Here is a 20,996-nt window from a genome sequence, read left to right as displayed (position 1 = left end):
GGCTCATCCATAACAGGCCAAACAGGGACACGGAAGTTTGTTGGATAAGTTCTGGACTGCACCGGGCTTATGCTGTTCAACCACCGCGTCATGACCAGCATTCCCGACAACGCAGCCGTGTCCCCGCCCGCAAATTCCTCGCGTCAGGCGCGTCGTGTCGCGCTGATCGTGGCGGTCGCCTTCTTCATGCAGCTGCTCGATTCGACGATCATCTCGACGTCGCTGCCCCAGATGGGCCAGTCCTTCGGCGTGTCTGCGGTGGCGATGAGCATCGGCATCACCGCCTATATGCTGACCATGGCGGTGTTCGTGCCGCTGTCGGCCTGGCTTGTCGATCGGTTCGGCGCGCGCAACATTTTCCTCGTCGCGATCGCGCTGTTCACGCTGGCGTCGGTTGCCTGCGGCTTTTCACAGAGCCTGGCCGAGTTCGTCGCCGCCCGCATCGTGCAGGGCCTGGGCAGCGCGCTGATGACGCCGGTGGGCCGCATCCTGGTGTTGCGTAACGCCGAGAAGTCCGAGTTGATCGCCGCGACAGCGCTGATCACCTGGCCAGCGCTGTTCGCCCCGGTGGTCGGGCCGGTGCTTGGCGGCTTCATCACCACCTATCTCTCCTGGCATTGGAACTTCTTCATCAACGCGCCGCTGGGACTGACCGGGCTTGCGCTGGTCGCCTGGTTCGTGCCGGGCGACCGCGATTCCGGGGCGAAGCCATTCGACTGGCCGGGCTTTTTCCTCACCTCGCTCGGCCTTGCGGTGATGCTTTACGGGCTCGAACGCCTGGCACATCCCGAGGACGGCTTGCTGCCGACGATTGGTTCCATCGGCATTGGCATCGTGATCGGCTGGTTCGCCGTTCGCCACCTTGTGCAGGCTCGGCATCCGCTGCTCGACCTTTCGGCCTTCAAGGTGCTGACCTTCGCGATCTCGACGCTGGCCGCGGGCACGGTCTTCCGCGTCGCCATCAACGCCACGCCCTTCCTGCTGCCGCTGCTATTCCAGGTCGGGTTTGGTCTGCGTCCGGTCGATGCCGGCCTGTTGGTTCTGGCCTATTTCCTCGGCAATCTCGGCATGAAAACGATGACGACACCGACGCTCAGGCGACACGGCTTCCGCACCGTAATGGTGGTGAACGGGGCGATCGCATCGCTGGCGGTCATGGCCTGCGGCGCGATCTCGCCGCAGACGCCGCAGGTGCTGGTGGTCGCGCTGATGCTGGTGGCTGGTCTCACGCGCTCGATGCAGTTCACGGCGCTCAACACGCTCGCCTTCGCCGATATCGACGCGCCGCAGCGGAGCTCGGCGGCGACGCTCTCCAGCATGCTGCAGCAGATATCGATGCTGTTCGGCGTGGCGATCGCGGCGGCGATCCTCAATCTGTCGCAGATCGTCAGAGGCGAAGCTTTGCCCGAGCTCGTCGACTTCAGAATCACCTTTGTCACGATCGGCCTGCTGGGGTTCGCGGCGGCGATGCGCTTCCTGGTGCTGCCGGCCAATGCCGGCGCCGAGGTTTCCGGGCATCCGACGAACAATTGACGTCGCGCCGGGCGCATTTTGCGGACTCAAATTGCGCCGGCCGCGCTACCTTCGAACAGGCTCTTCTGTCAGCCGGACGATCGCGGCAACTAACCGCCAAAAGGCTAAGAGTTTCCGCCTATTGCGCCAGTTACGCCAATCGATGCGTCCACTCGGAAAATAGTCGGAGAGGCGCGGTTCTTGAACGCGGATTCATTTGACGAGCCGCTGTTGAGCCGATTAGCTTTCGTGCGGGATGGCGGCCTACAGGGCCTTGCCATCGGGGCGAAAGACATAAGCAATGAATGCGACCGGCCGGCCGAACTGGAGGCGCCTCAATCAGGAGGGCATTGTCTTTGCCATCGCCATCCTTTTGTTCGCCGCCGCTGCGCTGGGCCTGCCCGGGTTCCTGACCGCCGACAATCTGGTTGCCATCGTCCGCTCGGTGTCCGTGCTGGGCATCCTGGCGCTCGGCATGGCGGTCGTCATAATCGGCCGCGGCATCGACCTGTCGGCGGTGGCGATCATGGCGATGTCGGTTGCCTGGTATCTGCAGCTGCTCAACACCGGCACCTCGGACGGACTGGCCTTTGCCTATGTGATTGCCGGCGTTCTAGCCATTGGCCTGCTCAACGGCTTTCTGGTCGCCTATGCCGACGTTCCGGCGATCTTCGTTACTTTGGCGACCGGCTCCTTCGTCTTCGGCTATGTGCGCTCGCAACTGATCACGCAGGATGCCGTTCCGGTGCCGCAGGGCCACTGGGTGGAGCTGCTCGGCGGCGTGCGCTTCCTCGACATCCCCATCGAGGTCTTCGTCTTCGCCGGACTGGCGTTCCTGGTCTTCCTGTTCCTGCGCTATACCAAGTGGGGCCGCTTCATCTATTTCGCCGGCGACAACCCGGTCGCGGCGCGCAACATAGGCATTCCGGTGCGCCCCATGCTGGTGCTGCGCTACGCGCTTTCGGCCGTGGTGGCGCTGATCGCCGGACTGCTGACGGCGGCCAGCCTGCATTCGATCAACACGCGCGTCGTCAATTCGACGCTGCTCTACGACATCGTGCTGGTGGCGGTGATCGGCGGCATCGGGCTGTCCGGCGGCAGGGGCGGGGTGCGCAACGTGTTGGTGGGAGCGGCGCTGATCGGCATCCTGCTCAACGCCATGACCATCATCGACATTCCGTTACTCTACCAGAACCTGATCAAGGCGGCGATCCTGCTCGGAGCCATCATCGTCGACGGCATCATCAATCCGCGCGACGAGCAGACCGCGCAACAGGGCGACATTTAGAGCAGATTGGCCCATTTGCTCTAGGGTACCCGGATCGATCGTGACGATCGCCCGGCAATGAAAACCGAACAGAGGTGTGACATGAGACTACTCAGAGCATTGATCGCAGCCGCCACGGCGCTCGCCGTGGCCGCCTTCGCTGCGCCGAGCTTTGCCGCAGACGATCCAGGCCCGGCCGCCTATGCCAAGGCGCTCAATGGCAAGCGCGTCATGCTGGTGCCGCTGGCGATGGGCTTCGACCTGGCGCAAGGCTGGGCGCATTACCTGAAGAAGGAAGTCGAGGCTTGGGGCGGCACGTTCGAGACCCGTGATCCGAACTGGGTTGTCGATGCCGGCGCGCAGGCGATCACCGACGCCATCGCTTCCGACACCAGGCCGGATGTTCTGATCATCCACGCGCCCGACCTGAACTCCTATTCGAAGCTGATGAAGAAGGCGCAGGCCGCCGGCACCTATGTGCTGCTGGTCGACAATCCGGCAAACTTCCCGGCCGACGCGTTCGTCGGCAGCGACTGGGACAAGCTCGGCCAGCTCGAGGCCGAAGCGGCGATCAAGGGCTGCGGCGAGAACTCGTCGAAAAAGATCGGGCTGGTCCAGGGCGACCAGGCCAACTCGTCCAGCCTTTACCAGTATGCCGGCATCATGAAGGTGCTGGAGAAGCATCCCGACTTCCAGGTTGTCGCCAAGCCGGATTCCAATTGGGATGCGACCACCTCGCGCAACGTAACGACGACGATGCTGCAGCAGCATCCCGACATCTGCTCGATCATCGACTTCTGGGATGGCGACGCGACCGGGGCATCCGCCGCGATCCGCGACGCCAAGCTCGACGGCAAGGTGTTCCTGGTCACCACCGGCGGCGGCGAGAAGGCGGCCGACTGCGACAAGCTGAACGACGGCACCTATGGCGCCGTGGTGATGACCGACCTTGCCCGCCAGTCGGGCGACATGAACGCCATCATCAAGTTCCTGCTGCAGAGCGGCCAGCCGGCCGGCACCTCGCACACCTACATCTACACGCTGGAGAAGGCGACGACCAAGGCCGATCTCAAGCCCGACAGCTGCTGGGACCTGAAGGCGCTGCAGGCTGAAGCCGCGGCGAAATAAGCCCCCCAGCCAGAACGCATTCCACGAGGTGGCTAGATCGTTCCGGCCACCTCTTTTCCCGTTTGAATGACAGCAGCCGCCAATGACTTTTCGTGAACGCCTCCAGGCCTGGCGCTACAATCTCGTGCCCGACCATCTGGTCGGGGAGATCCTGACCAAGCGCTGGACCGACAATGCCATACCGTTCCTGGCGCTGGTGGCGACGCTCGGCGTCTTCGGCTCGATCATTCCGGGTTTCTTCAAGCTCACCTCGCTGCAGGAATCGACACGCCAGCTCGGCGAGTTCTCGCTGGTCGTCATCGGCATGACGGTGGTGATGCTGGGCGGCGGCATCGACCTCTCGGTCGGCTCGATCTTCGCGCTGTCCTGCTTTTCCGCCGTCTATGTCTTCTTCATCCTGGAGCAGTCGATATGGCTGGCGCTGGCCGCGGCGCTCGCCACCGGGCTCGTTTTCGGCGCCATCAACGGTTACCTCGTCGGATATCTGAGGCTGCGCGCCTTTCTCACCACCCTGGTCACCTTCATCTTCGGGCGGGCGTTGTTCGACATACTGGTCAGCTCCTATGCCGCCGATGTCCAGCTTTCCCAAGCCTCGTCCGAGGTGCTCGACTTCATCGGCGACGGCACGTTCTGGGGCCTGTCGGTCTCGGTCTGGCTGGCGACCATCCTCGCGATCGTCACTCATATAGCGCTGACGCGCTCGCGCCTGGGCTGGCATGTGCTGGCGGTTGGCGGTTCGCGTCGCTCGGCGCATAATGCCGGCATCCGGGTGCGCCGCACCGTCTTCATGACCTATGTCTTTTCCGGCTTCTGCTCATCGATCGGCGGTTTCCTCATCGCCTGCCGGCTGAGCGGGGCAGGCCCGGGCACCGGCCTCAACCTGGAAATCATGGCGCTGACGGCGGCGGTGGTGGGCGGAGTCAGCCTCGGAGGCGGACGCGGCTCGGTGGTCAAGGGACTGATGGGCGCCATCATCGTCCTCACCATGACCAACGGGCTGATCCGGCTCGGCTACGGCACCGGCACCAATCAGATGGTGCTCGGCATTCTGCTCGCGGTCGCCGTCACCATCGACATCCGCTGGCTGAAGAACCGCCACAAGGTGCTGAACGAGGTCTATGTCGCGCCGGTCTATCTCAAGATGGGTGAGACCCAATCGGCCGCGCCCGGCTCCGGAACGTGCTACGAGCTCGACAATCGGCTGTCGGCCGCGGACCATATCGGGCTCGGCGAGTTGGAAGGGCCGGAAGACGTCATCCTCGACCGCGACGATCATCTTTATTGCGGCACGCGCCATGGCGAGATCGTCCGCTTCTTCGCGCCGGACTATGTGAAATCGGAAGTGTTTGCCCATATCGGCGGCTTTCCGCTGGGGCTCGCCTTCGACAAGGAAGGCAATCTGATCAGCTGCGTCGGCGCAATGGGGCTTTATTCGGTCTCGCCGGAGCGGGAGGTGAAGCGCCTGTCGGCCGAAACGTCGCGCTCCTGGACGTCGATCGTCGATGACGCAAGGCTGCGCGACCCGAACGATTGCGACATCGCGCCCGATGGCCGTATCTATTTCACGGACTCGACCAAGCGCTATGATGCCCACGACTGGGCGCTGGACTCGATCGAGAACCGTGCCACGGGGCGCCTCCTGGTCTACGACCCGAAGGACGGTTCGACCAAGACGCTGCTCGACGGCTATCGCTACACCAACGGGGTCTGCATGGCGCATGACGGCAAGTCGCTGTTCTTCGCCGAGAGCTGGGCCTACCGCGTGCATCGCTACTGGTTGGAAGGGCCGAGGGCGGGAACGGCCGAGTGCGTCATCCGCGACATGCCGGGCTATCCCGACAACATCAACCGCGCGTCCGACGGCAATTACTGGATGGCCTGGCTCGGCATGCGCACGCCGAGCTTCGACCTGTCGCTGCGCCATCCTGACATGCGCAAGCGCATGACGCGCCGCCTGCCGCAGGACGAATGGCTGTTCCCCAACATCAACACCGGCGGCGTGGTGAAGTTCAACGAGAAGGGCGGCATCGTCGAGACGCTCGGCGATCTTTCCGGCAATGCGCATCCGATGGTGACCTCGATGCGCGAGCACAAGGGCTATCTCTTCGTCGGCGGCATCCTCAACAACCGCATCGGGCGCTACAAGATCGCCGGCGCCGATCCGAACTGGACGGGCCCCGCTTCCTATTGGGGAGCGAAACCATGATCCTCGATCCGATCCTGGACGTCTTTCGCGGCAAGGCGGTCACCATCCCGCCGCTCGATGGTGCCTTCCGTCCCAACAGGCGGCTGGACGACGCGCCTGCCTTTGCCGAATTGAACGAGCCGGATAATTTGCTGACGGCCGATGGCCGGCTGCTCGTATCCAGCGGCAACGCCGTCCTGGCGATCGCGGCCGGTTCCGGGCCTGTCGTGGTCGAGACCTTTCAGTCGCCCGTCACCGCGGTGGCGCTGTCGCCATCGGGCGAGCTGACCGTTGGGCTGGAAAGCGGCAAGCTGCTGATCGCCGGCAAGGAGGTTTCGCTGCCGGCCGAATTAGGGTGCATCACCGCGCTTGCCTATGCCGATGACGGCACGCTGTGGCTGGCCAATGGGTCAGCCGAGCATGCGCCTTCGCAATGGGCGGCCGACCTGATGAAGAAGGGCACGTCCGGGTCGCTGTGGCGCTGCGGGGCAGGGGGGATCGGTTTTGAAAGGATCGCCGGCGACATTGCCTTTCCCTATGGGCTGCATCCGAACGGAGGCGACGTGCTGGTGAGCGAAAGCTGGCGCCATCAACTTGTCCGCTTCGACGGCGCGAACGGAAACCGTTCGACAGTGCTCACGCATTTGCCCGGCTACCCCGCGCGGCTCTCGCCGGCTGGCGACGGCGGAGCGTGGCTGACGCTGTTTGCGCCGCGCAACCGGCTGATCGAATTCGTGCTGCAGGAAACGCATTATCGCCAGGACATGATCGACCAAGTGCCGCCGGCCTACTGGATCGCGCCGGCGCTGGCCTCCAACCGCAGCTTCCTCGAACCGCTGCAATGCGGCGGCATCCGCACCATGGGCATCCACAAGCCGTGGTCACCCAGCCGCTCCTACGGCCTCGTGGTGAAGCTCGACCGGACTCTGCAGCCGCAATTCAGCCTGCACAGCCGCGCCAACGGCAGGCGCCACGGCATCTGCAGCGTGGCCGAACGGGACGGCCGCCTGTTCGTCTCCTCGAAAGGCGGCGATTGCGTGCTGGCGCTCGACGCAATCGCGGGAGGTTTCTGATGGAACCGATCGTCCGTCTGGAAAACGTCACCAAGACCTATCGCGGCGTGCCGGCGGTGAAGAACGTCACGTTCGATTTGCGGAAAGGCGAGATCCACGCACTGCTCGGCGAGAACGGCGCCGGCAAGTCGACGCTGACCAAGATCATCGCCGGCGTCGTCGACGCCAGTTCGGGCAAGATGTTTCACAAGGGCGTCGAGACGGCTTACGCCTCGCCGCATGCAGCACTTGAAGCCGGCATCGCCATGGTGTTTCAGGAGACCAGCCTGGTGCCGTCGATGACGGTCGCGCAGAACCTCTATCTCGGCACGGAAAAATTCCTCAACCGGCTGCGCGGCACCTATATCTCGGCGCAGCAATTCCTTCAGTCGCTGAATTTTCCGGTCGATCCCAGTGCCATGGTGGCGACGCTTGGCGCCGCCAAGCGGCAGATGGTCGAGATCGCGCGCGCTGTCCACCACAATGCGGAGATAATTATCTTCGACGAGCCGACGGCGACGCTGACCCCTGAGGAGAAGCGACATTTCTTCGCGCTGATCCGCCGGCTGAAGGCGCGCGGCGTATCCATCGTCTTCATCAGCCACGCGCTGGAAGAAGCGCTGATGATCGCCGACCGCATCACTATCCTGCGCGACGGCGAACTGGTGATCACCGACGAGACATCGGCCTTCGACCGCGACAGGATCGTCGCCGCCATGGTGGGCCGCTCGCTGTCGGGGCAGATCTACCGGCAGCGCGACGAGGCGAAACTGCGCAAGGCCGGCAAGAAAGTGCTCTCGGTGCAGGACATCTCGATGAGCAACATCGTGCGCAACAATTCCTTCTCGATCTTCGAGGGCCAGATCACCGGTGTGTTCGGGCTGATCGGATCCGGCCGCACCGAGACGTTCAAGATCGTGTCTGGCATCTACAAGCGCGATTTCCTGCGCGGCGGCGCGATCGAACTCGACGACAAGCCGGTACGCTACCTGGTGCCGAGCGAGGCGGTGGCCGACGGCATCGTCTACGTCACCGAGGACCGCAAGAGCGAAGGCATCTTCGAGACGATGGGCATCGCCGAGAACCTGTTCGGCGGGCTGCTCGCCGCCGGCCGAGAAAAGGCCTGGGTGATCAACCAGCAGGAGATGCGGCAGCTCTCGGTCGAGTGGACCAAGACGCTCAACATCAAGGCGATCAATGACAATGCGCGCGTCGTCGAGCTCTCCGGGGGCAACCAGCAGAAAGTGGTGATCGGCAAAGGGCTGGTGCAGCAGCCGCGCATCGTCATCTTCGACGAGCCGACGCGCGGCGTCGACGTCGGCGCGATCGCCGAGATCCACCAGATCATCAACCGGCTGGCCGACGAAGGTCTCGCTGTCGTCGTCATCTCGTCCTACCTGCCGGAGATCATGAACCTGTCGGACCGCATCCTCGTCTGCCGCCAGGGCCGCATCGTGGAGGAATTCTCGCCGGCGGAGGCGACGGAGGAGAAGATTATGTATGCGGCGGTGCATTAGGGTGTGGCGATATTCAGGTGAGGCCGGTCTGCAAATGGCGGGTTCCTGCGCTTCCGGTGCCCACGTACGAAAAGTACGTTCCGCTCCGGTTCTCGGAGCCCACCATTTTCGACTCGGCCTGACCTGAATCTCTACACACCTCGGCGGCAGCGCCTAGCCACGCAGAAAGTGAAAATGCCAATCAAGTGAGTGGATTATCAGAGGCTATTAAGCATCTGATTCAATCCTCTGGCATCAAAAACTGAAAGGGAAAACACCATGGCCACCACAAAACTGCTCAGCGATGCAGAGGTCGAAAAGATCCCGGCAGTGAAGGCCGTGTTCGACGATATCCGCGCGACGCGGAAATCCGACTTCGTCAACAATTTCTGGCGCGGTCTCTCCAACGATCCGGCGGCGCTAAAGCGGGTCTGGGAGCAGCTCAAGGCGGTGATGGTCGCCGACAGCGTCATCGATCCGTTGACCAAGGAAATGATCTACATCGCGGTCTCGACCGCCAATGGCTGCTCCTACTGCATCCACTCGCACACGGCCGCTGCCCGCGCCAAGGGCATGACCGACGCGCAGCATGGCGAGCTTGTGTCGATCATCGGGCTAGCGGGGCAGACCAACCATCTGGTGACAGCCATGCAGATCCCGCTCGACCCGCAATTTGAGGTTAAGTGAGCCCGCCCTAAACCGGCCGATACACTTTCTCCGCCGTGTTCCAGAAGATGTCCGCCTCGGCCTTCGCGCCGTGCCTGCCCACAGCAGCGCGGTACGCCTTGATCAGCTCGGCATGGCTGGTCCAGAGTTTTTCGATCGGAAAGTTCGAGCCGTACATCAGCCGGTTGCTGCCGAGAATCTCGACCGCGTTGTCGACGATGTAGGCGATGAGCTTCGGGTCGTTGCGGTGCTCGAACGTGCCGAGCCCCGACAGCTTGGCGTAGACATTGGGCGCCGCCGAAAGCGTACGGAGACCGGCCTTCCACGCTTCGGTGGTTTCCGGCTCCATGCCGGTCAGCATGCCTGCATGAGTGAGGATGAAATTCGTCTCCGGGTTCTCGCCGACCAGCGTCAGGCCGTCCTTCATCTGCGCCGGGAAAAGCTGCAGGTCGAAGGTCAGTCCGTAGTCCTTCAGCAGCGCCACGTTCTTCCGCACGTTCGGATCGATCACCTGGTCGGCCGAGGCGGCAAAGCGGAAGGCAGGCGTCTCGTGCCAATGCAGCTGCATGCGCACGCCGCGCAGCAGCTTGTATTTCATCAACCGGTCGATTTGCGGGCGGACATCGTCGACAGTCATGTCGGCATAGCCGACGACGGCGTGGGGCCAGCCGGTTTCGTCCGCGGTCTTCTGCAGGAAGGCGACCTCTTTCTCGAAATCCTCCTTGGCCCAGTTTGTCTGGACATAGACGGCCTTCTCGACGCCCGAGCCTTTCTGGTCTTCGAGGAACTCGGTGATTGGATAGTCGCGGCGGATCGGCTCATAGGGGCCGAAGATGCGCGGCACCATTGGCCCGACCAGCCAGGGCTGGTCCTTTTGGCGCCAGATGTGAAAATGTGCGTCGATGGCTTTCTGCATCACGATACCCTTTTCCATATGGTCTCGGCCGCCGGGGCAGAGCTGGCGAGCGACAGGATGAAGTCGGTGAGACTCCCGACCGACGAGCCGTCGACGAGATCGTCGAGGACCGGCAGGATTGCCCGTAGCGCCGCAGTTTCCGGGCGAAAGCGCGGATCGCCGGCGAGCGGGCTCGCCAGCGACAGACGGAAGGCGCGGGCGCTGAGCCGCCGCATCGCGGTTTCGAGGTCGCAATGGTCGCCACGCTCCAGCGCATCCGACAGGACGACGACGCAGGCCCCGCGCGCGAAGGCGGAAAAGCGTGGCACAGACAGGAAGGCGAGCAGCGTCGGGCCCATGCGGGTGCCGCCGTCCCAGTCGTCGACCAAGGCCGCGGCGCGGGCGAGCGCCTGCTCGCGATCTCGGATGCGCAGGGCCGAGGTGATGCGGGTGAGCCGCGTGCCGAAGGTGAAGATTTCCGCGCGGTGCGCGCCTTGCACCGCCGCATGCGCGAGCTTGAGGTAGTCGGCGGTGTGCTGCTTCATCGAGCCGGAAACGTCGATAAGCAGGAGCAGTTTCCGCGATATGGTCTGGCGGCGACGCAGCAGCGGCGAGGGGATGTCGCCGTCGGCGCTCACGATTTCACTGAGCGAACGTCTGAGGTCGAGCGTGCCGCGTGAGCGGGTGCGCTCGGCGCGGAAGGAACGGCGCGCGGGCACGGCGGTGGCGAGCTTGCGGCGGAACTGGCCGAGGCCATCGGTATCGCGCTGGAAATCGCGGCTGCTTAATTGTTCAAGCGCCGAGGACAGTTCGCCGCCTTTCTCCTGGCGGATGGTTTGTTTTTCTTCTTCGCGCGCGCCGCGGTCGTCCTTGATCCGGGTTTCGTCGTCCTCCTGGCCCTCGATCGAGGGCTTGGCGTCGCCGTAGAAATAGCTGCGGAAATGCGCCTCGAATTCGTCGCGGCGATCGAGCGAGGGCGCAAGCGTGGCAAGCGCCGCCTCGTAGATATCGTCCATCGAGCGGGGGCCGAGCAGGGTTACCGCCTGCATGAAGCTGATGGTCTGTTCTGGTGCGATGGGGAAGGCGTGATCACGGAGCAAACGCGCGAAGCCGAGGAAAGGCGCGGCGGCAGGGCGCAGACTTCGCGGGCGCCTCATTCCTTCGCGCTCCCTCTGTACTGCCGGCGGCGTAAATTAACCCTAGGGCTTTGCGCTAGCACATTGCGATTGCCCATCACGCCAGCGCCTCCTCGACAATCCTCCCAAGCTCCGGCGCGATCGCGGACAAATCCTCCTCGTCCTTGATCAGCACGCCGATGGCCCGCCGGAAGGCTTCCGGCCACGGACTGCCGCCTTTTTCAAGGATGGTCGCGGCGTTCGCCCATTCGACTGCTTCGGCTATCCCCGGCGGCTTGGCCAATGGCCGTGCGCGGATCTCCTGCACTGCGTTCGCCACCGCTTTTGCCGTCGCCTCGGCGACATCACCCGAGCGTAGCATGATGATCTCGGCCTCGCGCTGGGCGTCGGGATAGCCGATCCAGTGGTAGACGCAGCGCCGGCGCAGCGCCTCGGCAAGCTCACGGGTGCGGTTCGAGGTCAGGATGACGATAGGCTGCGTTGCCGCGCGGATCGTGCCACGCTCGGGAATGCTGATCTGGAAGTCGGAGAGGAATTCGAGCAGCAGCGCTTCGAACTCGTGGTCCGAACGGTCGATCTCGTCGACCAGCAGCACGCGCTCGTCCGGCGCCCGCAGCACCTGCAGCAGAGGCCGGGCGATCAAGAAGCGGTCGTCATAGATGTCGATCTCATGCTCGCCGGCATGGCGGATGGCGAGCAGCTGGCGCTGATAGTTCCACTCGTAAAGCGCATGCCCGGCATCGATGCCTTCATAGCATTGAAGCCGCACCAGCTCGCGGCCGAGCAGTTCGGCGACCGCCTTGGCGGCCTCGGTCTTGCCGACGCCCGGCGCGCCTTCGAGGAGCAGCGGCTTGCGCAGGCGGATCGCCAGGAAGATCGCGGTTGCAAGGCTGTCGTCGGCCAGATAGCGCGAGGCGGCAAGCCGCGCGGCTATCTCCTCTGGTGAAGCCGCGACCGCAACAGCGTCGGCGTTTGCCATCGTCCCCTCAGCCCGCGGCCTGCGCCTTCAGCGCGCGCAGGACGCGTTCCGGCGTGATCGGCAACGTGTCGATACGCACGCCGACGGCGTCGAAGACGGCATTGGCGACGGCCGGTATCTGCGGGTTGGCGCACATCTCGCCCGGCCCCTTGGCGCCGAACGGACCGTCGGCCGAAGGACGCTCCAGCACGATGATCTCGGTCTCGGCCAGATCGCCGGGGCCCGGCATCAGATACTGGTTGAAATCGGTGCCGCCGTGGTCGCGGTTTGGATAATAGGGCTCGGTCGTTTCGTAGAGCGCGTGGCTGATGCCCATCCAGGAGCCGCCGACAAGCTGCTGCTCGACCATCTTCGGGTTGAGCGCGCGGCCGATCTCGAAGACGTTCTTCACCTTAAGCACCCTCACTTCGCCGGTCTCGTCGTCGACCTCGACCTCGGCCACGGTGCAGGCATGAGCATAGCAGGTCGATGGCTTCATCGCCCCGGTCTCCTTTTCCGGATAGGAGCGCGGGATCAGGAACATGCCGCGACCCGAGATCGAGCGGCCGCGCTTGAAATGCGCCGACAGCGCGACATCGAAGATCGAGATCGATTTCTGCGGCGCGCCTTTCACCTGGATGTTCCCCTGACCGTCGGTCTCGAGGTCGGAGGCGTTCACCTCCAGCTCTTCGGCCGCCACTTCCAGCATCACCTGGCGGGCCTCCTTGGCCGCCTGGATGACGGCGTTGCCGGCGCGGTGGGTGCCGCGCGAGGCGAAGGTGCCCATGCAGTGCGGGCCGGTGTCGGTGTCGGCGGTGTCGATGATGACGCGGTCGGTCGGCACGCCGATCGTCTCGGCACAGATCTGCGCCATGATCTGCTTCATGCCCTGGCCGAGATCGACGCTGGAAAGCGTGACCATGAAATTGCCGGTCGGCGTCGAATGCACCAGCGCCTGGGTCGGGTCGCCGCCGAGGTTCATGCCGGTCGGATAGTTGATCGCGGCGACGCCGCGTCCACGCCGGATCGCCATGTCAGGCTCCCTTCTTGTAGGAGGACATCGCCATGTATTTTCCCGCCACCGGCCAATTGGCGACGCGCGAGGCTTCCTGCATGCATTCGATCAGCGCCGCCCCCTCGGTCGGCTGGCGATGCGCTTTCATGTCGCCGTCGCGATAGGCGTTGATGAAGCGGAACTCGAGCGGATCCATGCCGATCAGCCGCGCCAGCTTGTCCATCTGCACCTCCAGCGCGAAGTCGCCGATGGTGACGCCAAAGCCGCGCATGGCCGAGGAGGGCGTCCGGTTGGTGTAGACGCAGTAGGTGTCGATCCAGACGTTCGGGATCGTGTAGGGCCCTGGATAGTGCGCGGCACCCTTCTGCGTGCCATAGGGCGAGTGGCGCGAATAGGCGCCTGCGTCAGTGTAGCCTGTCACCATGCGCGCGACGATGCGGCCATCCTTCATCACGCCGTCCTTGATGACGACCATTTCGGCCGCGCGCGGCGAAGAGATCTGCATCTCCTCCTCGCGGGTGTAGACGAAGGAGACAGGGCGTCCGGTGAGCTTGGCGCCGAGGATGGCGATCGGCTCGACGATGACGTCGACCTTGCCGCCGAAGCCGCCGCCGACCGTGCCGCCGACGAAATGCAGCTTGGAGCCCGGCATCTGCAGGATGATCGAGGTGTTGTCGAGGGTGAAGAACATCGCCTGCGTGTTGGTGTAGCAGGTGAAGCGGTCATTGCCTTCGGGCGCTACCACGCAGCCGGTCGTCTCCGTCGGCGCGTGCTCGATCGGCGAGGACTGGTAGGATTGCTCGAGGATATGGTCGGCCTGGGCAAAGCCCGCGTCGACATCGCCGAAGCGCACCTTGCGGCATTCGCCGCTGTCGTAGAGATAATAGTTCTGGCCGTGATATTCGTTGACCAAGGGCGCGCCGGGCTTCAGCGCCTCCTCCATGTCGAAGACCGCCGGCAGAACCTCATAGTCGACCTTGACCTTGGCGGCACCTTCCTGCGCGGCGCGCTCGGTCTCGGCCAGCACCGCCACCACGGCCTCGCCCTTCCAGCGCACCTTGCCGTCGGCGAGCACTGTCTCGTCCTCGGGACCGACCTGGATCAGGATCAGGATGGTGTAGACATTGTGCGGCACGTCCTTGGCGGTCAGCACGCGCACCACGCCCGGATGCTTATCCGCTTCCGACGTATCGATCGAGCGGATGCGGGCATGGTGGTGCGGGCTGCGCACCATCTTCAGATGCAGCATGCCAGGAAAATTCCGGTCGGCGAAATAGGCAGTCTTGCCGGTGACATGTCCCGGCGAATCGAGCCGTGGGCGAGCCTGGCCGATCTCGTGCAGGCCGTCCTGGCGCACATCGGCGAAGTAGTCCTTGCGCATTTCCATGGCTCGTTCCCTCAGGCGGCGTTCTGCGAGTTGGCGCGCGCCGCAAGCAAAACTGCCTGGATGATCGGCTCGTAGCCGGTGCAGCGGCAGATGTTGCCCGATAGCGCCTCGACGACATCGTCGCGGCTCGGGTTCGGCGTGCGGTCGAGCAGCACCTTTGCCGCCATCATCATGCCCGGCGTGCAGAAGCCGCATTGCGTGGCAAAAGCATCTAGGAAGGCGCGCTGCAACGGATGCAGCACGCCGCCTTCGGCAAGGCCGGCGGTGGTCTTGATATTGGCGCCGTTGCAGGTCTCGGCCAGCGTCAGGCAGGATAGCCTCAGTTCACCATCGATGATGACGGAGCAGGCGCCGCAGGTGCCCTGGTGACAGCCACCTTTCGGCGAGGTGTCGCCGATCTTGTCCCTGAGCGCGTGGAGCAGCGTCATGCCGCTCTCGATGAACTCGGCCTTTTCAGAGCCGTTGAGCGTGAATTCAACCGGGACTTTCGCCATTTTTCCTCCTTGCGCGCCTGCCCGGACGAACCGAACAGACGCGCGTCCCTCACGGACTAATTCAACAACAGCCGCCCGAGATAGACCGGCAGCACCTCGGCGCGATACCAGGCGCTGGCGATCGGATCGGTGATGGGCGCGGTGCCTTCGGCCGCGGCGGCAAGCGCCGGCGCGATTCCCTGCGGCGTGAGCTTGCGGCCGAGCAGCCCCTTCTCCGCGGCCAAAGCGCGAATCGGCCGATCGGCCATGCAACCCATCGCTATCCGCACCGAGGCCACCGTGCCGTCGGCCGCCATTTCCAGAAGCGCGGCGATGCTCAGCACCGACACACCCTTTGGCTTGACGCGCGACACTTTCAGGAAGCGGAAGCTCTCCGCCGTGGGCAATGAAAAGCCGACAGCGGTAACGATAGCGCGGCTGGTGTCGCGGACGGCCAGGAAAGTCTCTACCGGCGTCTCGCCGTCTTCGGTGACGACGGTCGCGTCCAGCGCCAGCAGCGCTACCGCGAAATCGCCGTAAGGGGCAGGGGCGAACAGATTGCCGCCGACGGTTGCCATATTGCGGATCGCCGGCCCGCCGACGGCGCGCGCGGCTGGCGCGAGCGCGGCAAGCTCGGGATGGCTGGCAATCGCGGCCATGGTGAAGGAGGCGCCCAGCCGGACCTTGCCGCCGGCAACAGCGATTTGCGAAAGGCCAGGATCGGTGACGCGGACCAGGCTGGATGTGGACACATCGCCTTCATTGGCGGCGCGGATCACCAGCGTGCCGCCGCCGAGATAACGCGTGCCGGCGGCCTGCAAGGTCGCATTGGCGTCTTTCACGGTTGGGAAGGTCTGCAGCGCAAGCGGCATGGCGCGCTCCCGTCAGCTTTGGGCAGCGAAATGGGCCTTCAGAGCGTTGAAGCCACCCTGGAAGACATTGGCACCCATGCCGTCAGCCAGCTTGTCGGCGTCCTCCGGTGCCGCGTCGAAGCTCGCCGTCCATTCCGCATAGGTGCGGTCGCCGTCGGTGACGCGGCGCAATTGCAACGTTGCCTTGTGATTGGTGAGCGGCTGCGGCGTTTCGAGGATGGAATAGCTGACCAGGAAATTCTCGTCGGAGAACTCGAGCAGCTTTTCACGAAGCGTAGCGCCGCTCACCAGTTTGAAATTACGCACGCAGCCGATCGTGGTGGCGTCCTTGCCGTCCTCGATATGGCTTTCCACCATACGCGGGTGCCAGCCCGGGAGACCGTTGAAGTCGCGGATGCGCGCCCAGACCTGCCCGACCGGCGCGTCGATGACGCTTGAAATGGTTACTTTCGCCATAGACTGGTTCCCTTGCAACGATCGGGAACAGGCTAGGGCGACCGTCGAGCCGGCGCTTATCAATTCGTCTCGGCTGCGTATCAACCAGTCGGAAAAACAGACGCCTTAGGCCGTGACTCTTGCGGCCTCACGATAGAGCGTTGGCGGCACGCCGACATGGTCGCGGAAGAAGCGCGAGAAATTGCCCTGGGTGGTGAAGCCGAGATTGCAGGCGACCGAGATCAGCGGTTCCTGCGACCACTGCAGCTGCCGCACAGCTTCCTCCATGCGCAGCGTGTTCCAGTAGACGTTCGGCGTCAGGTTAGTCTGTTCCTTGAACAGCGCGAAGAAGTGCGGCCGGGACAGGCCGACCGAACGAGCCACATCGTCGAACGAGATGCGCTCGCAGACATTGGCCTTCATCAACTGGATCGCCTTGCGGACTCGGAAGTCGAGCATCGTGTTGATACGTTCGCGGGCTATCCGCGGCGACGAGGCATCCGCCGCGTCGAGCACGCTGTCGATGAAACGCTCGATCTCGTAATTGGCGACGTCGCCGATGCTCTCATTGTCGGTCAGATGATCGAGCAGGTTGGCCGCCGCCTGGTGCAGCCAGGGCTCCAGCGTGATTGCGGCCCGCGTGAACAGCGGCGCCGAGGAGGGCAGGTCGCGGCGTCGGCGCGCCCAATCGGGATCAATGTAAAAGGCCAGGAAGAGGCCGGGCTTGCCATCGCGGGAAAGGGCGTGGCTGTGCGGCTGGAACGAATTGATGCCGGCTGCGGTGCCAAGCCCAAGCCGGACCGTTTCGCGGCCGATGGTCATTTCGCCTGCCGTGCCTTCCAACCAGATGATGAGATGTGCCTCGCCATGGGCATGGGTGACGAAGTCGTTGGCGACATTCAGCACGGAAACATGTCCGAACCGGCCCCAATAGAGCCTGATCGCGTCCGTCATGGGTATCGTTCCTCCCGCAGGCGACTGGCCTCCCTTCGCCTGCCGGAGGATAGTGCGGCTGAGTTTGCGGTTGCGTCAAGGCGGGCAGGAATGATGGCCGTCTCGCATCGCCCATCCGGACCGATTTTCAGACTGGGCGATAGGAGCTAGTCGCTGCGCCTGAAGTTGCGGATGCGGTCGAACAGCACCGCCAGGATGATCGCGCCGCCGATGAAGGTGCCTTGCCAGAAGGCGTTGATGCCAAGCAGGCCGAGGCTGTTGCGGATCACCTCGATCAGGGCGGCGCCGACGATGGCGCCGAGCGCGGTGCCGACGCCGCCGGCAAGATTGGCGCCGCCGATGACGGTGGCTGCGATGACCTGCAGCTCCATGCCGGTGCCGAGATTGGTGGTGACCGCACCCAGCCAGCCGGTCTGGATGATGCCGGCAAGCCCGGCCGACAGCGCCGAGATCATGTAGACGGCGACCTTGATCTGCTTGACCGGCACGCCGGTCAGCGTCGCCGCGTGCTCGTTGCCGCCGATGGCGAAGATGTGCCGGCCGAACTTGGTCCAGCGCAGGATGAAGCCGGTGATCAGCGCCAGGATGATCATATAAAGGACCGGGTTGGCGATGCCGAAGAGCCAGGCGCCGCCGCCCAGTGCCAGAAGCTTCTGGTGATCCGGACCGAACTGGAAGACCACGGTGTTGTTCGAGGCGACCATCGCAAGGCTGCGCGCGACCGAGAGCATGCCGAGCGTCACCACGAAAGGCGGGAAGCCGACATAGGCGATGAGCACCCCGTTGAAGGCGCCGATGGCGAGCGCGGTGACGATCGTGGCGAGGATGCCGATCTCGATCGAATAGCCGGCATGCATGGTGACGGCGAGCACCATGGAGCACAGGCAGAGCACCGAGCCGACGGACAGGTCGATGCCGCCGGTGATGATGACGAAGGTCATGCCCAGCGCGACGATGGCGACGAAGGTGACGTTGCGGGTGATGTTGAAGAGGTTCTTCGACGTGGCGAAGGAATCGGTCGCGAAGGAGAGGAACAGGCAGGCGAGAATGACCGCTATCACCACCCAGAATGTCTGGTTGGCAAGGAGTCGCGACAGGAAGGTGTGCTGCTTCTGGGCGATCGTCTGGTCAAGGGTAACTGCCATTATCGACCTTTCCTGAAGGTGTGACGCTCGATCCACGCGATCACGCAACCTGTTCGATGGCGCCGGTGATCAGCCCGGTGACTTCCTCGGGCGAGCTCAAGGCGATCTTCTTGTCGGCGACTTTGCGGCCGCGCCGCATGACGATGACGCGGTCGGCGACATCGAACACGTCGGGCATGCGGTGGCTGATCAGCACGACGGCGATGCCCTGGTCGCGCAGGTGGCGGATGAGGTTGAGCACCTCGGCCACCTGTCTGACCGAGATCGCAGCCGTCGGCTCGTCCATCAGCACGATTTTGGCCTGCGACAGCATGGTGCGGGCGATCGCAACGGCCTGGCGCTGGCCGCCCGACATCTGCTTGACCAAGTCGCGCGGCCGCGTTTCGGATTTCAGCTCGGCAAAGAGCTGGCCCGCGCGTTTGTACATCGCGGCGTAGTCGAGGATGCGGAACGGGCCGATGCCGCGGCGCAGCTCGCGGCCGAGATAGACGTTTGCCGCGGCCGTCAGATTGTTGCACAGTGCAAGGTCCTGGTGGACGATCTCGATGCCGTGCTGGCGGGCCTCGGCCGGCTTATGCATGACAATCTCCTTGCCCTCCAGACGCATGGTGCCGTGGCTCGGGCGGAAATTGCCGGCGATCATCTTCACCAGCGTCGACTTGCCGGCGCCGTTATCGCCCATCAGGCCGACGACCTCGCCAGCCTCCAGCGAGAACGAGACGTCGTTGACCGCCTGGATGGCGCCGAAATGTTTCGAGATGTTGGCGAGTTCGAGAACCGACACCAGCCTTAAGCCTCCCCATTTGTTGACGCAGCCTTTCGCCGGGCTCGCCGGCGCCGCTTGCGTTCCGCCCGTCCATCTCCTCACGAACGGCGCGATACGTGCATTAAGGCAAAAGCCGGCAAAGCCGTCAATCAATTGTCAGACGATTAATTTCGAGACTCGACAAAAAATCGGTTTTGTAGGACAAATAGGAATTGACCGTTGGCGAAAAGCCGATATTAGCTAGGCTCGGAGGAACAATTTGCCCATCGAGCCGCGCATAGGGTGGAACGGGGCAAATGGCTTGACGATCAAGGATTCGGCTGCGCCAGTATTGGGGCAAACGGATCGGCAAATGCTTATCAGCCCGGCCCGGGACACGAGCATTGCGAAGATGCTCGCCATCGTTCTTGAGCATCGGGTCTGATCGGTGTGGCGGGCACGCGGTGTCCGTTTGTTTCAAGGGAGGAATGATATGAGGAAAACACTTTTGCTTGCCGCCGTCGCCGCCATGGCGTTGGGCGCAGGGCCGGCTTTGGCCAAGAAACAGCTCGTCATCGTCGTGAAAGGTCTCGACAATCCGTTCTTCGAAGCCATTCATCAGGGCTGCGAGAAGTGGAACAAGGAGAACGCCAGCGCGGAATATGAATGCTTCTACACCGGTCCGGCATCGACCTCGGACGAGGCGGGTGAAGCGCAGATCGTGCAGGACATGCTGAGCAAGCCCGACACGGCCGCGATGGCGATCTCGCCGTCCAACGCGCCGCTGATCGCGCAGACGATCAAGAGCGCCAATCCCTCGATCCCGATCATGACGGTCGACGCCGACCTTACCAAGGAAGACGCCGCCCTTCGCAAGACCTATCTCGGCACCGACAACTACCTGATGGGCAAGAAGATCGGCGAGTACATCAAGAAGGCCAAGCCGAAGGGCGGCACGATCTGCACCATCGAGGGCAACCCGGCTGCCGACAACATCCTGCGCCGCGCGCAGGGCATGCGCGACGCGCTGACGGGCAAGGAAGGCCTCGCGGCACTTGCCGGCGAAGGCGGCTGGACCGAAGCCCCCGGCTGCCCGGTGTTCACCAACGACGACGGCGCCAAGGGCGTGCAGGCTATGACCGACATCCTTGCCGCCAATCCGAAGCTCGACGCCTTTGGCATCATGGGCGGCTGGCCGTTGTTCGGCGCCCCGCAGCCCTATCGCGATCTGTTCAAGCCGATGGCCGACAAGATCGCCAAGAACGAGTTCGTCATCGGTGCCGCCGACACGATCGGCGACGAGGTGGCAATCGCCAAGGAAGGCCTGGTGACCGCGCTGGTAGGCCAGCGGCCGTTCGAAATGGGCTACAAGGCGCCTTCGGTGATGCTCGACCTCATCGGCGGCAAGAAGGTCGACGATCCGGTCTTCACCGGCCTCGACGAATGCACCAAGGAAACGGTCGACACCTGCATCCAGAAGTAGGCGCAGGCTGCATCCGGAACCATCGGAAAAGCGGGGGGGGGGGGGGGGGGGGGGGCCGCCGCCCGGGGGGGGGGGGGGGGGGGGGGGGGGGGGGGGGGGGGGGGGGGCGGCGGCCGCGGGGGGGGGGGGGGGGGGGGGGGGGGGGGGGGGCGGGGGGGGGGGGGGGGGGGGGGGGGGGGGGGGGGGGGGGGG

20 protein-coding genes are annotated in these 20,996 nt (G+C 64.1%); 8 read left to right on the top strand and 12 right to left on the bottom strand.

The features are described from left to right. Positions 1 to 90: 90 nt before the first annotated feature. The 7 genes from P9272_RS07505 (at position 91) to P9272_RS07475 (ending at position 9,327) form a co-directional block, all read left to right on the top strand. Positions 91 to 1,533, top strand: coding sequence for an MFS transporter (locus P9272_RS07505; RefSeq protein ID WP_278160215.1), 1,443 nt, complete (start codon positions 91 to 93; stop codon positions 1,531 to 1,533). A 280-nt stretch (positions 1,534 to 1,813) separates the two neighbouring features. After that, a complete protein-coding gene (locus tag P9272_RS07500; RefSeq protein ID WP_128256465.1) occupies positions 1,814 to 2,800 on the top strand; it encodes an ABC transporter permease in 987 nt (328 codons plus the stop codon). Positions 2,801 to 2,881: 81 nt separating this feature from the next. Then, positions 2,882 to 3,907, top strand: coding sequence for a sugar ABC transporter substrate-binding protein (locus tag P9272_RS07495; RefSeq protein ID WP_278160023.1), 1,026 nt, complete (start codon positions 2,882 to 2,884; stop codon positions 3,905 to 3,907). 82 nt (positions 3,908 to 3,989) lie between these two features. Then, the gene (locus tag P9272_RS07490; protein ID WP_278160022.1) at positions 3,990 to 6,113 is read left to right on the top strand and encodes an SMP-30/gluconolactonase/LRE family protein; all 2,124 of its coding nucleotides are present in this window, start codon (positions 3,990 to 3,992) and stop codon (positions 6,111 to 6,113) included. After that, positions 6,110 to 7,165, top strand: coding sequence for a hypothetical protein (locus tag P9272_RS07485; protein WP_278160021.1), 1,056 nt, complete (start codon positions 6,110 to 6,112; stop codon positions 7,163 to 7,165). Before P9272_RS07490 ends, P9272_RS07485 begins: the two co-directional genes overlap by 4 nt. After that, a complete protein-coding gene (locus P9272_RS07480) occupies positions 7,165 to 8,661 on the top strand; it encodes a sugar ABC transporter ATP-binding protein (protein ID WP_278160020.1) in 1,497 nt (498 codons plus the stop codon). The genes P9272_RS07485 and P9272_RS07480 overlap by 1 nt, the downstream gene beginning before the upstream one ends. Before the next feature lie 258 nt (positions 8,662 to 8,919). Next, on the top strand, positions 8,920 to 9,327 hold the full coding sequence (locus tag P9272_RS07475; RefSeq protein WP_278160019.1) for a carboxymuconolactone decarboxylase family protein: 408 nt from the start codon (positions 8,920 to 8,922) through the stop codon (positions 9,325 to 9,327). Positions 9,328 to 9,334: 7 nt separating this feature from the next. Here P9272_RS07475 and P9272_RS07470 read toward each other — a convergent pair whose 3' ends face one another. From P9272_RS07470 to P9272_RS07415, 12 genes are all read right to left on the bottom strand, one after another. Continuing rightward, the gene (locus P9272_RS07470; protein WP_278160214.1) at positions 9,335 to 10,222 is read right to left on the bottom strand and encodes an amidohydrolase; all 888 of its coding nucleotides are present in this window, start codon (positions 10,220 to 10,222) and stop codon (positions 9,335 to 9,337) included. After that, positions 10,222 to 11,358 (bottom strand): VWA domain-containing protein, encoded by a 1,137-nt coding sequence (locus tag P9272_RS07465; RefSeq protein ID WP_278160018.1) that lies wholly within the window; start codon positions 11,356 to 11,358, stop codon positions 10,222 to 10,224. The genes P9272_RS07470 and P9272_RS07465 overlap by 1 nt, the downstream gene beginning before the upstream one ends. Before the next feature lie 76 nt (positions 11,359 to 11,434). Next, the gene (locus P9272_RS07460) at positions 11,435 to 12,316 is read right to left on the bottom strand and encodes a MoxR family ATPase (protein ID WP_278160017.1); all 882 of its coding nucleotides are present in this window, start codon (positions 12,314 to 12,316) and stop codon (positions 11,435 to 11,437) included. Between the two features lie 7 nt (positions 12,317 to 12,323). Continuing rightward, positions 12,324 to 13,328: a molybdopterin cofactor-binding domain-containing protein gene (locus tag P9272_RS07455; RefSeq protein ID WP_278160016.1), complete on the bottom strand. Its 1,005-nt coding sequence runs from the start codon at positions 13,326 to 13,328 to the stop codon at positions 12,324 to 12,326. A gap of 1 nt (position 13,329) precedes the next feature. Continuing rightward, positions 13,330 to 14,697, bottom strand: a complete 1,368-nt coding sequence (locus P9272_RS07450; protein WP_278160015.1) for a xanthine dehydrogenase family protein molybdopterin-binding subunit — start codon at positions 14,695 to 14,697, stop codon at positions 13,330 to 13,332. Positions 14,698 to 14,708: 11 nt separating this feature from the next. Then, entirely contained in the window at positions 14,709 to 15,191 is a 483-nt protein-coding gene (locus P9272_RS07445) for a (2Fe-2S)-binding protein (RefSeq protein WP_278160014.1), read from the bottom strand. A 56-nt stretch (positions 15,192 to 15,247) separates the two neighbouring features. After that, on the bottom strand, positions 15,248 to 16,042 hold the full coding sequence (locus P9272_RS07440; protein ID WP_278160013.1) for an FAD binding domain-containing protein: 795 nt from the start codon (positions 16,040 to 16,042) through the stop codon (positions 15,248 to 15,250). 12 nt (positions 16,043 to 16,054) lie between these two features. Next, positions 16,055 to 16,498 (bottom strand): SRPBCC family protein, encoded by a 444-nt coding sequence (locus tag P9272_RS07435; protein WP_278160012.1) that lies wholly within the window; start codon positions 16,496 to 16,498, stop codon positions 16,055 to 16,057. Positions 16,499 to 16,603: 105 nt separating this feature from the next. Beyond that, complete coding sequence (locus tag P9272_RS07430; protein WP_278160011.1) at positions 16,604 to 17,431, bottom strand: helix-turn-helix domain-containing protein; 828 nt, start codon at positions 17,429 to 17,431, stop codon at positions 16,604 to 16,606. A 146-nt stretch (positions 17,432 to 17,577) separates the two neighbouring features. Continuing rightward, complete coding sequence (locus tag P9272_RS07425) at positions 17,578 to 18,576, bottom strand: ABC transporter permease (protein WP_128256450.1); 999 nt, start codon at positions 18,574 to 18,576, stop codon at positions 17,578 to 17,580. 40 nt (positions 18,577 to 18,616) lie between these two features. Further along, entirely contained in the window at positions 18,617 to 19,360 is a 744-nt protein-coding gene (locus P9272_RS07420) for an ATP-binding cassette domain-containing protein (RefSeq protein WP_128256449.1), read from the bottom strand. A gap of 127 nt (positions 19,361 to 19,487) precedes the next feature. Further along, entirely contained in the window at positions 19,488 to 19,757 is a 270-nt protein-coding gene (locus P9272_RS07415) for a hypothetical protein (protein WP_278160010.1), read from the bottom strand. 57 nt (positions 19,758 to 19,814) lie between these two features. On the opposite strand from P9272_RS07415, the gene P9272_RS07410 reads away from it, so the two are divergent. Then, complete coding sequence (locus P9272_RS07410; RefSeq protein WP_128256447.1) at positions 19,815 to 20,804, top strand: sugar-binding protein; 990 nt, start codon at positions 19,815 to 19,817, stop codon at positions 20,802 to 20,804. Positions 20,805 to 20,996: the final 192 nt, after the last annotated feature.

Source organism: Mesorhizobium sp. WSM4976 (assembly GCF_029625685.1).
GTDB lineage: Bacteria > Pseudomonadota > Alphaproteobacteria > Rhizobiales > Rhizobiaceae > Mesorhizobium.
Note: the sequence above shows the minus strand (reverse complement) of the source record. Positions and strands in the feature narration are given on the sequence as shown.

Excerpts from the sequence above, each read along its gene's own strand:
- P9272_RS07505 (WP_278160215.1), top strand. The coding sequence starts at position 91 with ATGACCAGCATTCCCGACAACGCAGCCGTGTCCCCGCCCGCAAATTCC.
- P9272_RS07500 (WP_128256465.1), top strand. The coding sequence starts at position 1,814 with ATGAATGCGACCGGCCGGCCGAACTGGAGGCGCCTCAATCAGGAGGGC.
- P9272_RS07495 (WP_278160023.1), top strand. The coding sequence starts at position 2,882 with ATGAGACTACTCAGAGCATTGATCGCAGCCGCCACGGCGCTCGCCGTG.
- P9272_RS07490 (WP_278160022.1), top strand. The coding sequence starts at position 3,990 with ATGACTTTTCGTGAACGCCTCCAGGCCTGGCGCTACAATCTCGTGCCC.
- P9272_RS07485 (WP_278160021.1), top strand. The coding sequence starts at position 6,110 with ATGATCCTCGATCCGATCCTGGACGTCTTTCGCGGCAAGGCGGTCACC.
- P9272_RS07480 (WP_278160020.1), top strand. The coding sequence starts at position 7,165 with ATGGAACCGATCGTCCGTCTGGAAAACGTCACCAAGACCTATCGCGGC.
- P9272_RS07475 (WP_278160019.1), top strand. The coding sequence starts at position 8,920 with ATGGCCACCACAAAACTGCTCAGCGATGCAGAGGTCGAAAAGATCCCG.
- P9272_RS07470 (WP_278160214.1), bottom strand. The coding sequence starts at position 10,222 with ATGCAGAAAGCCATCGACGCACATTTTCACATCTGGCGCCAAAAGGAC.
- P9272_RS07465 (WP_278160018.1), bottom strand. The coding sequence starts at position 11,358 with ATGAGGCGCCCGCGAAGTCTGCGCCCTGCCGCCGCGCCTTTCCTCGGC.
- P9272_RS07460 (WP_278160017.1), bottom strand. The coding sequence starts at position 12,316 with ATGGCAAACGCCGACGCTGTTGCGGTCGCGGCTTCACCAGAGGAGATA.
- P9272_RS07455 (WP_278160016.1), bottom strand. The coding sequence starts at position 13,328 with ATGGCGATCCGGCGTGGACGCGGCGTCGCCGCGATCAACTATCCGACC.
- P9272_RS07450 (WP_278160015.1), bottom strand. The coding sequence starts at position 14,697 with ATGGAAATGCGCAAGGACTACTTCGCCGATGTGCGCCAGGACGGCCTG.
- P9272_RS07445 (WP_278160014.1), bottom strand. The coding sequence starts at position 15,191 with ATGGCGAAAGTCCCGGTTGAATTCACGCTCAACGGCTCTGAAAAGGCC.
- P9272_RS07440 (WP_278160013.1), bottom strand. The coding sequence starts at position 16,042 with ATGCCGCTTGCGCTGCAGACCTTCCCAACCGTGAAAGACGCCAATGCG.
- P9272_RS07435 (WP_278160012.1), bottom strand. The coding sequence starts at position 16,498 with ATGGCGAAAGTAACCATTTCAAGCGTCATCGACGCGCCGGTCGGGCAG.
- P9272_RS07430 (WP_278160011.1), bottom strand. The coding sequence starts at position 17,431 with ATGACGGACGCGATCAGGCTCTATTGGGGCCGGTTCGGACATGTTTCC.
- P9272_RS07425 (WP_128256450.1), bottom strand. The coding sequence starts at position 18,576 with ATGGCAGTTACCCTTGACCAGACGATCGCCCAGAAGCAGCACACCTTC.
- P9272_RS07415 (WP_278160010.1), bottom strand. The coding sequence starts at position 19,757 with ATGCTCAAGAACGATGGCGAGCATCTTCGCAATGCTCGTGTCCCGGGC.
- P9272_RS07410 (WP_128256447.1), top strand. The coding sequence starts at position 19,815 with ATGAGGAAAACACTTTTGCTTGCCGCCGTCGCCGCCATGGCGTTGGGC.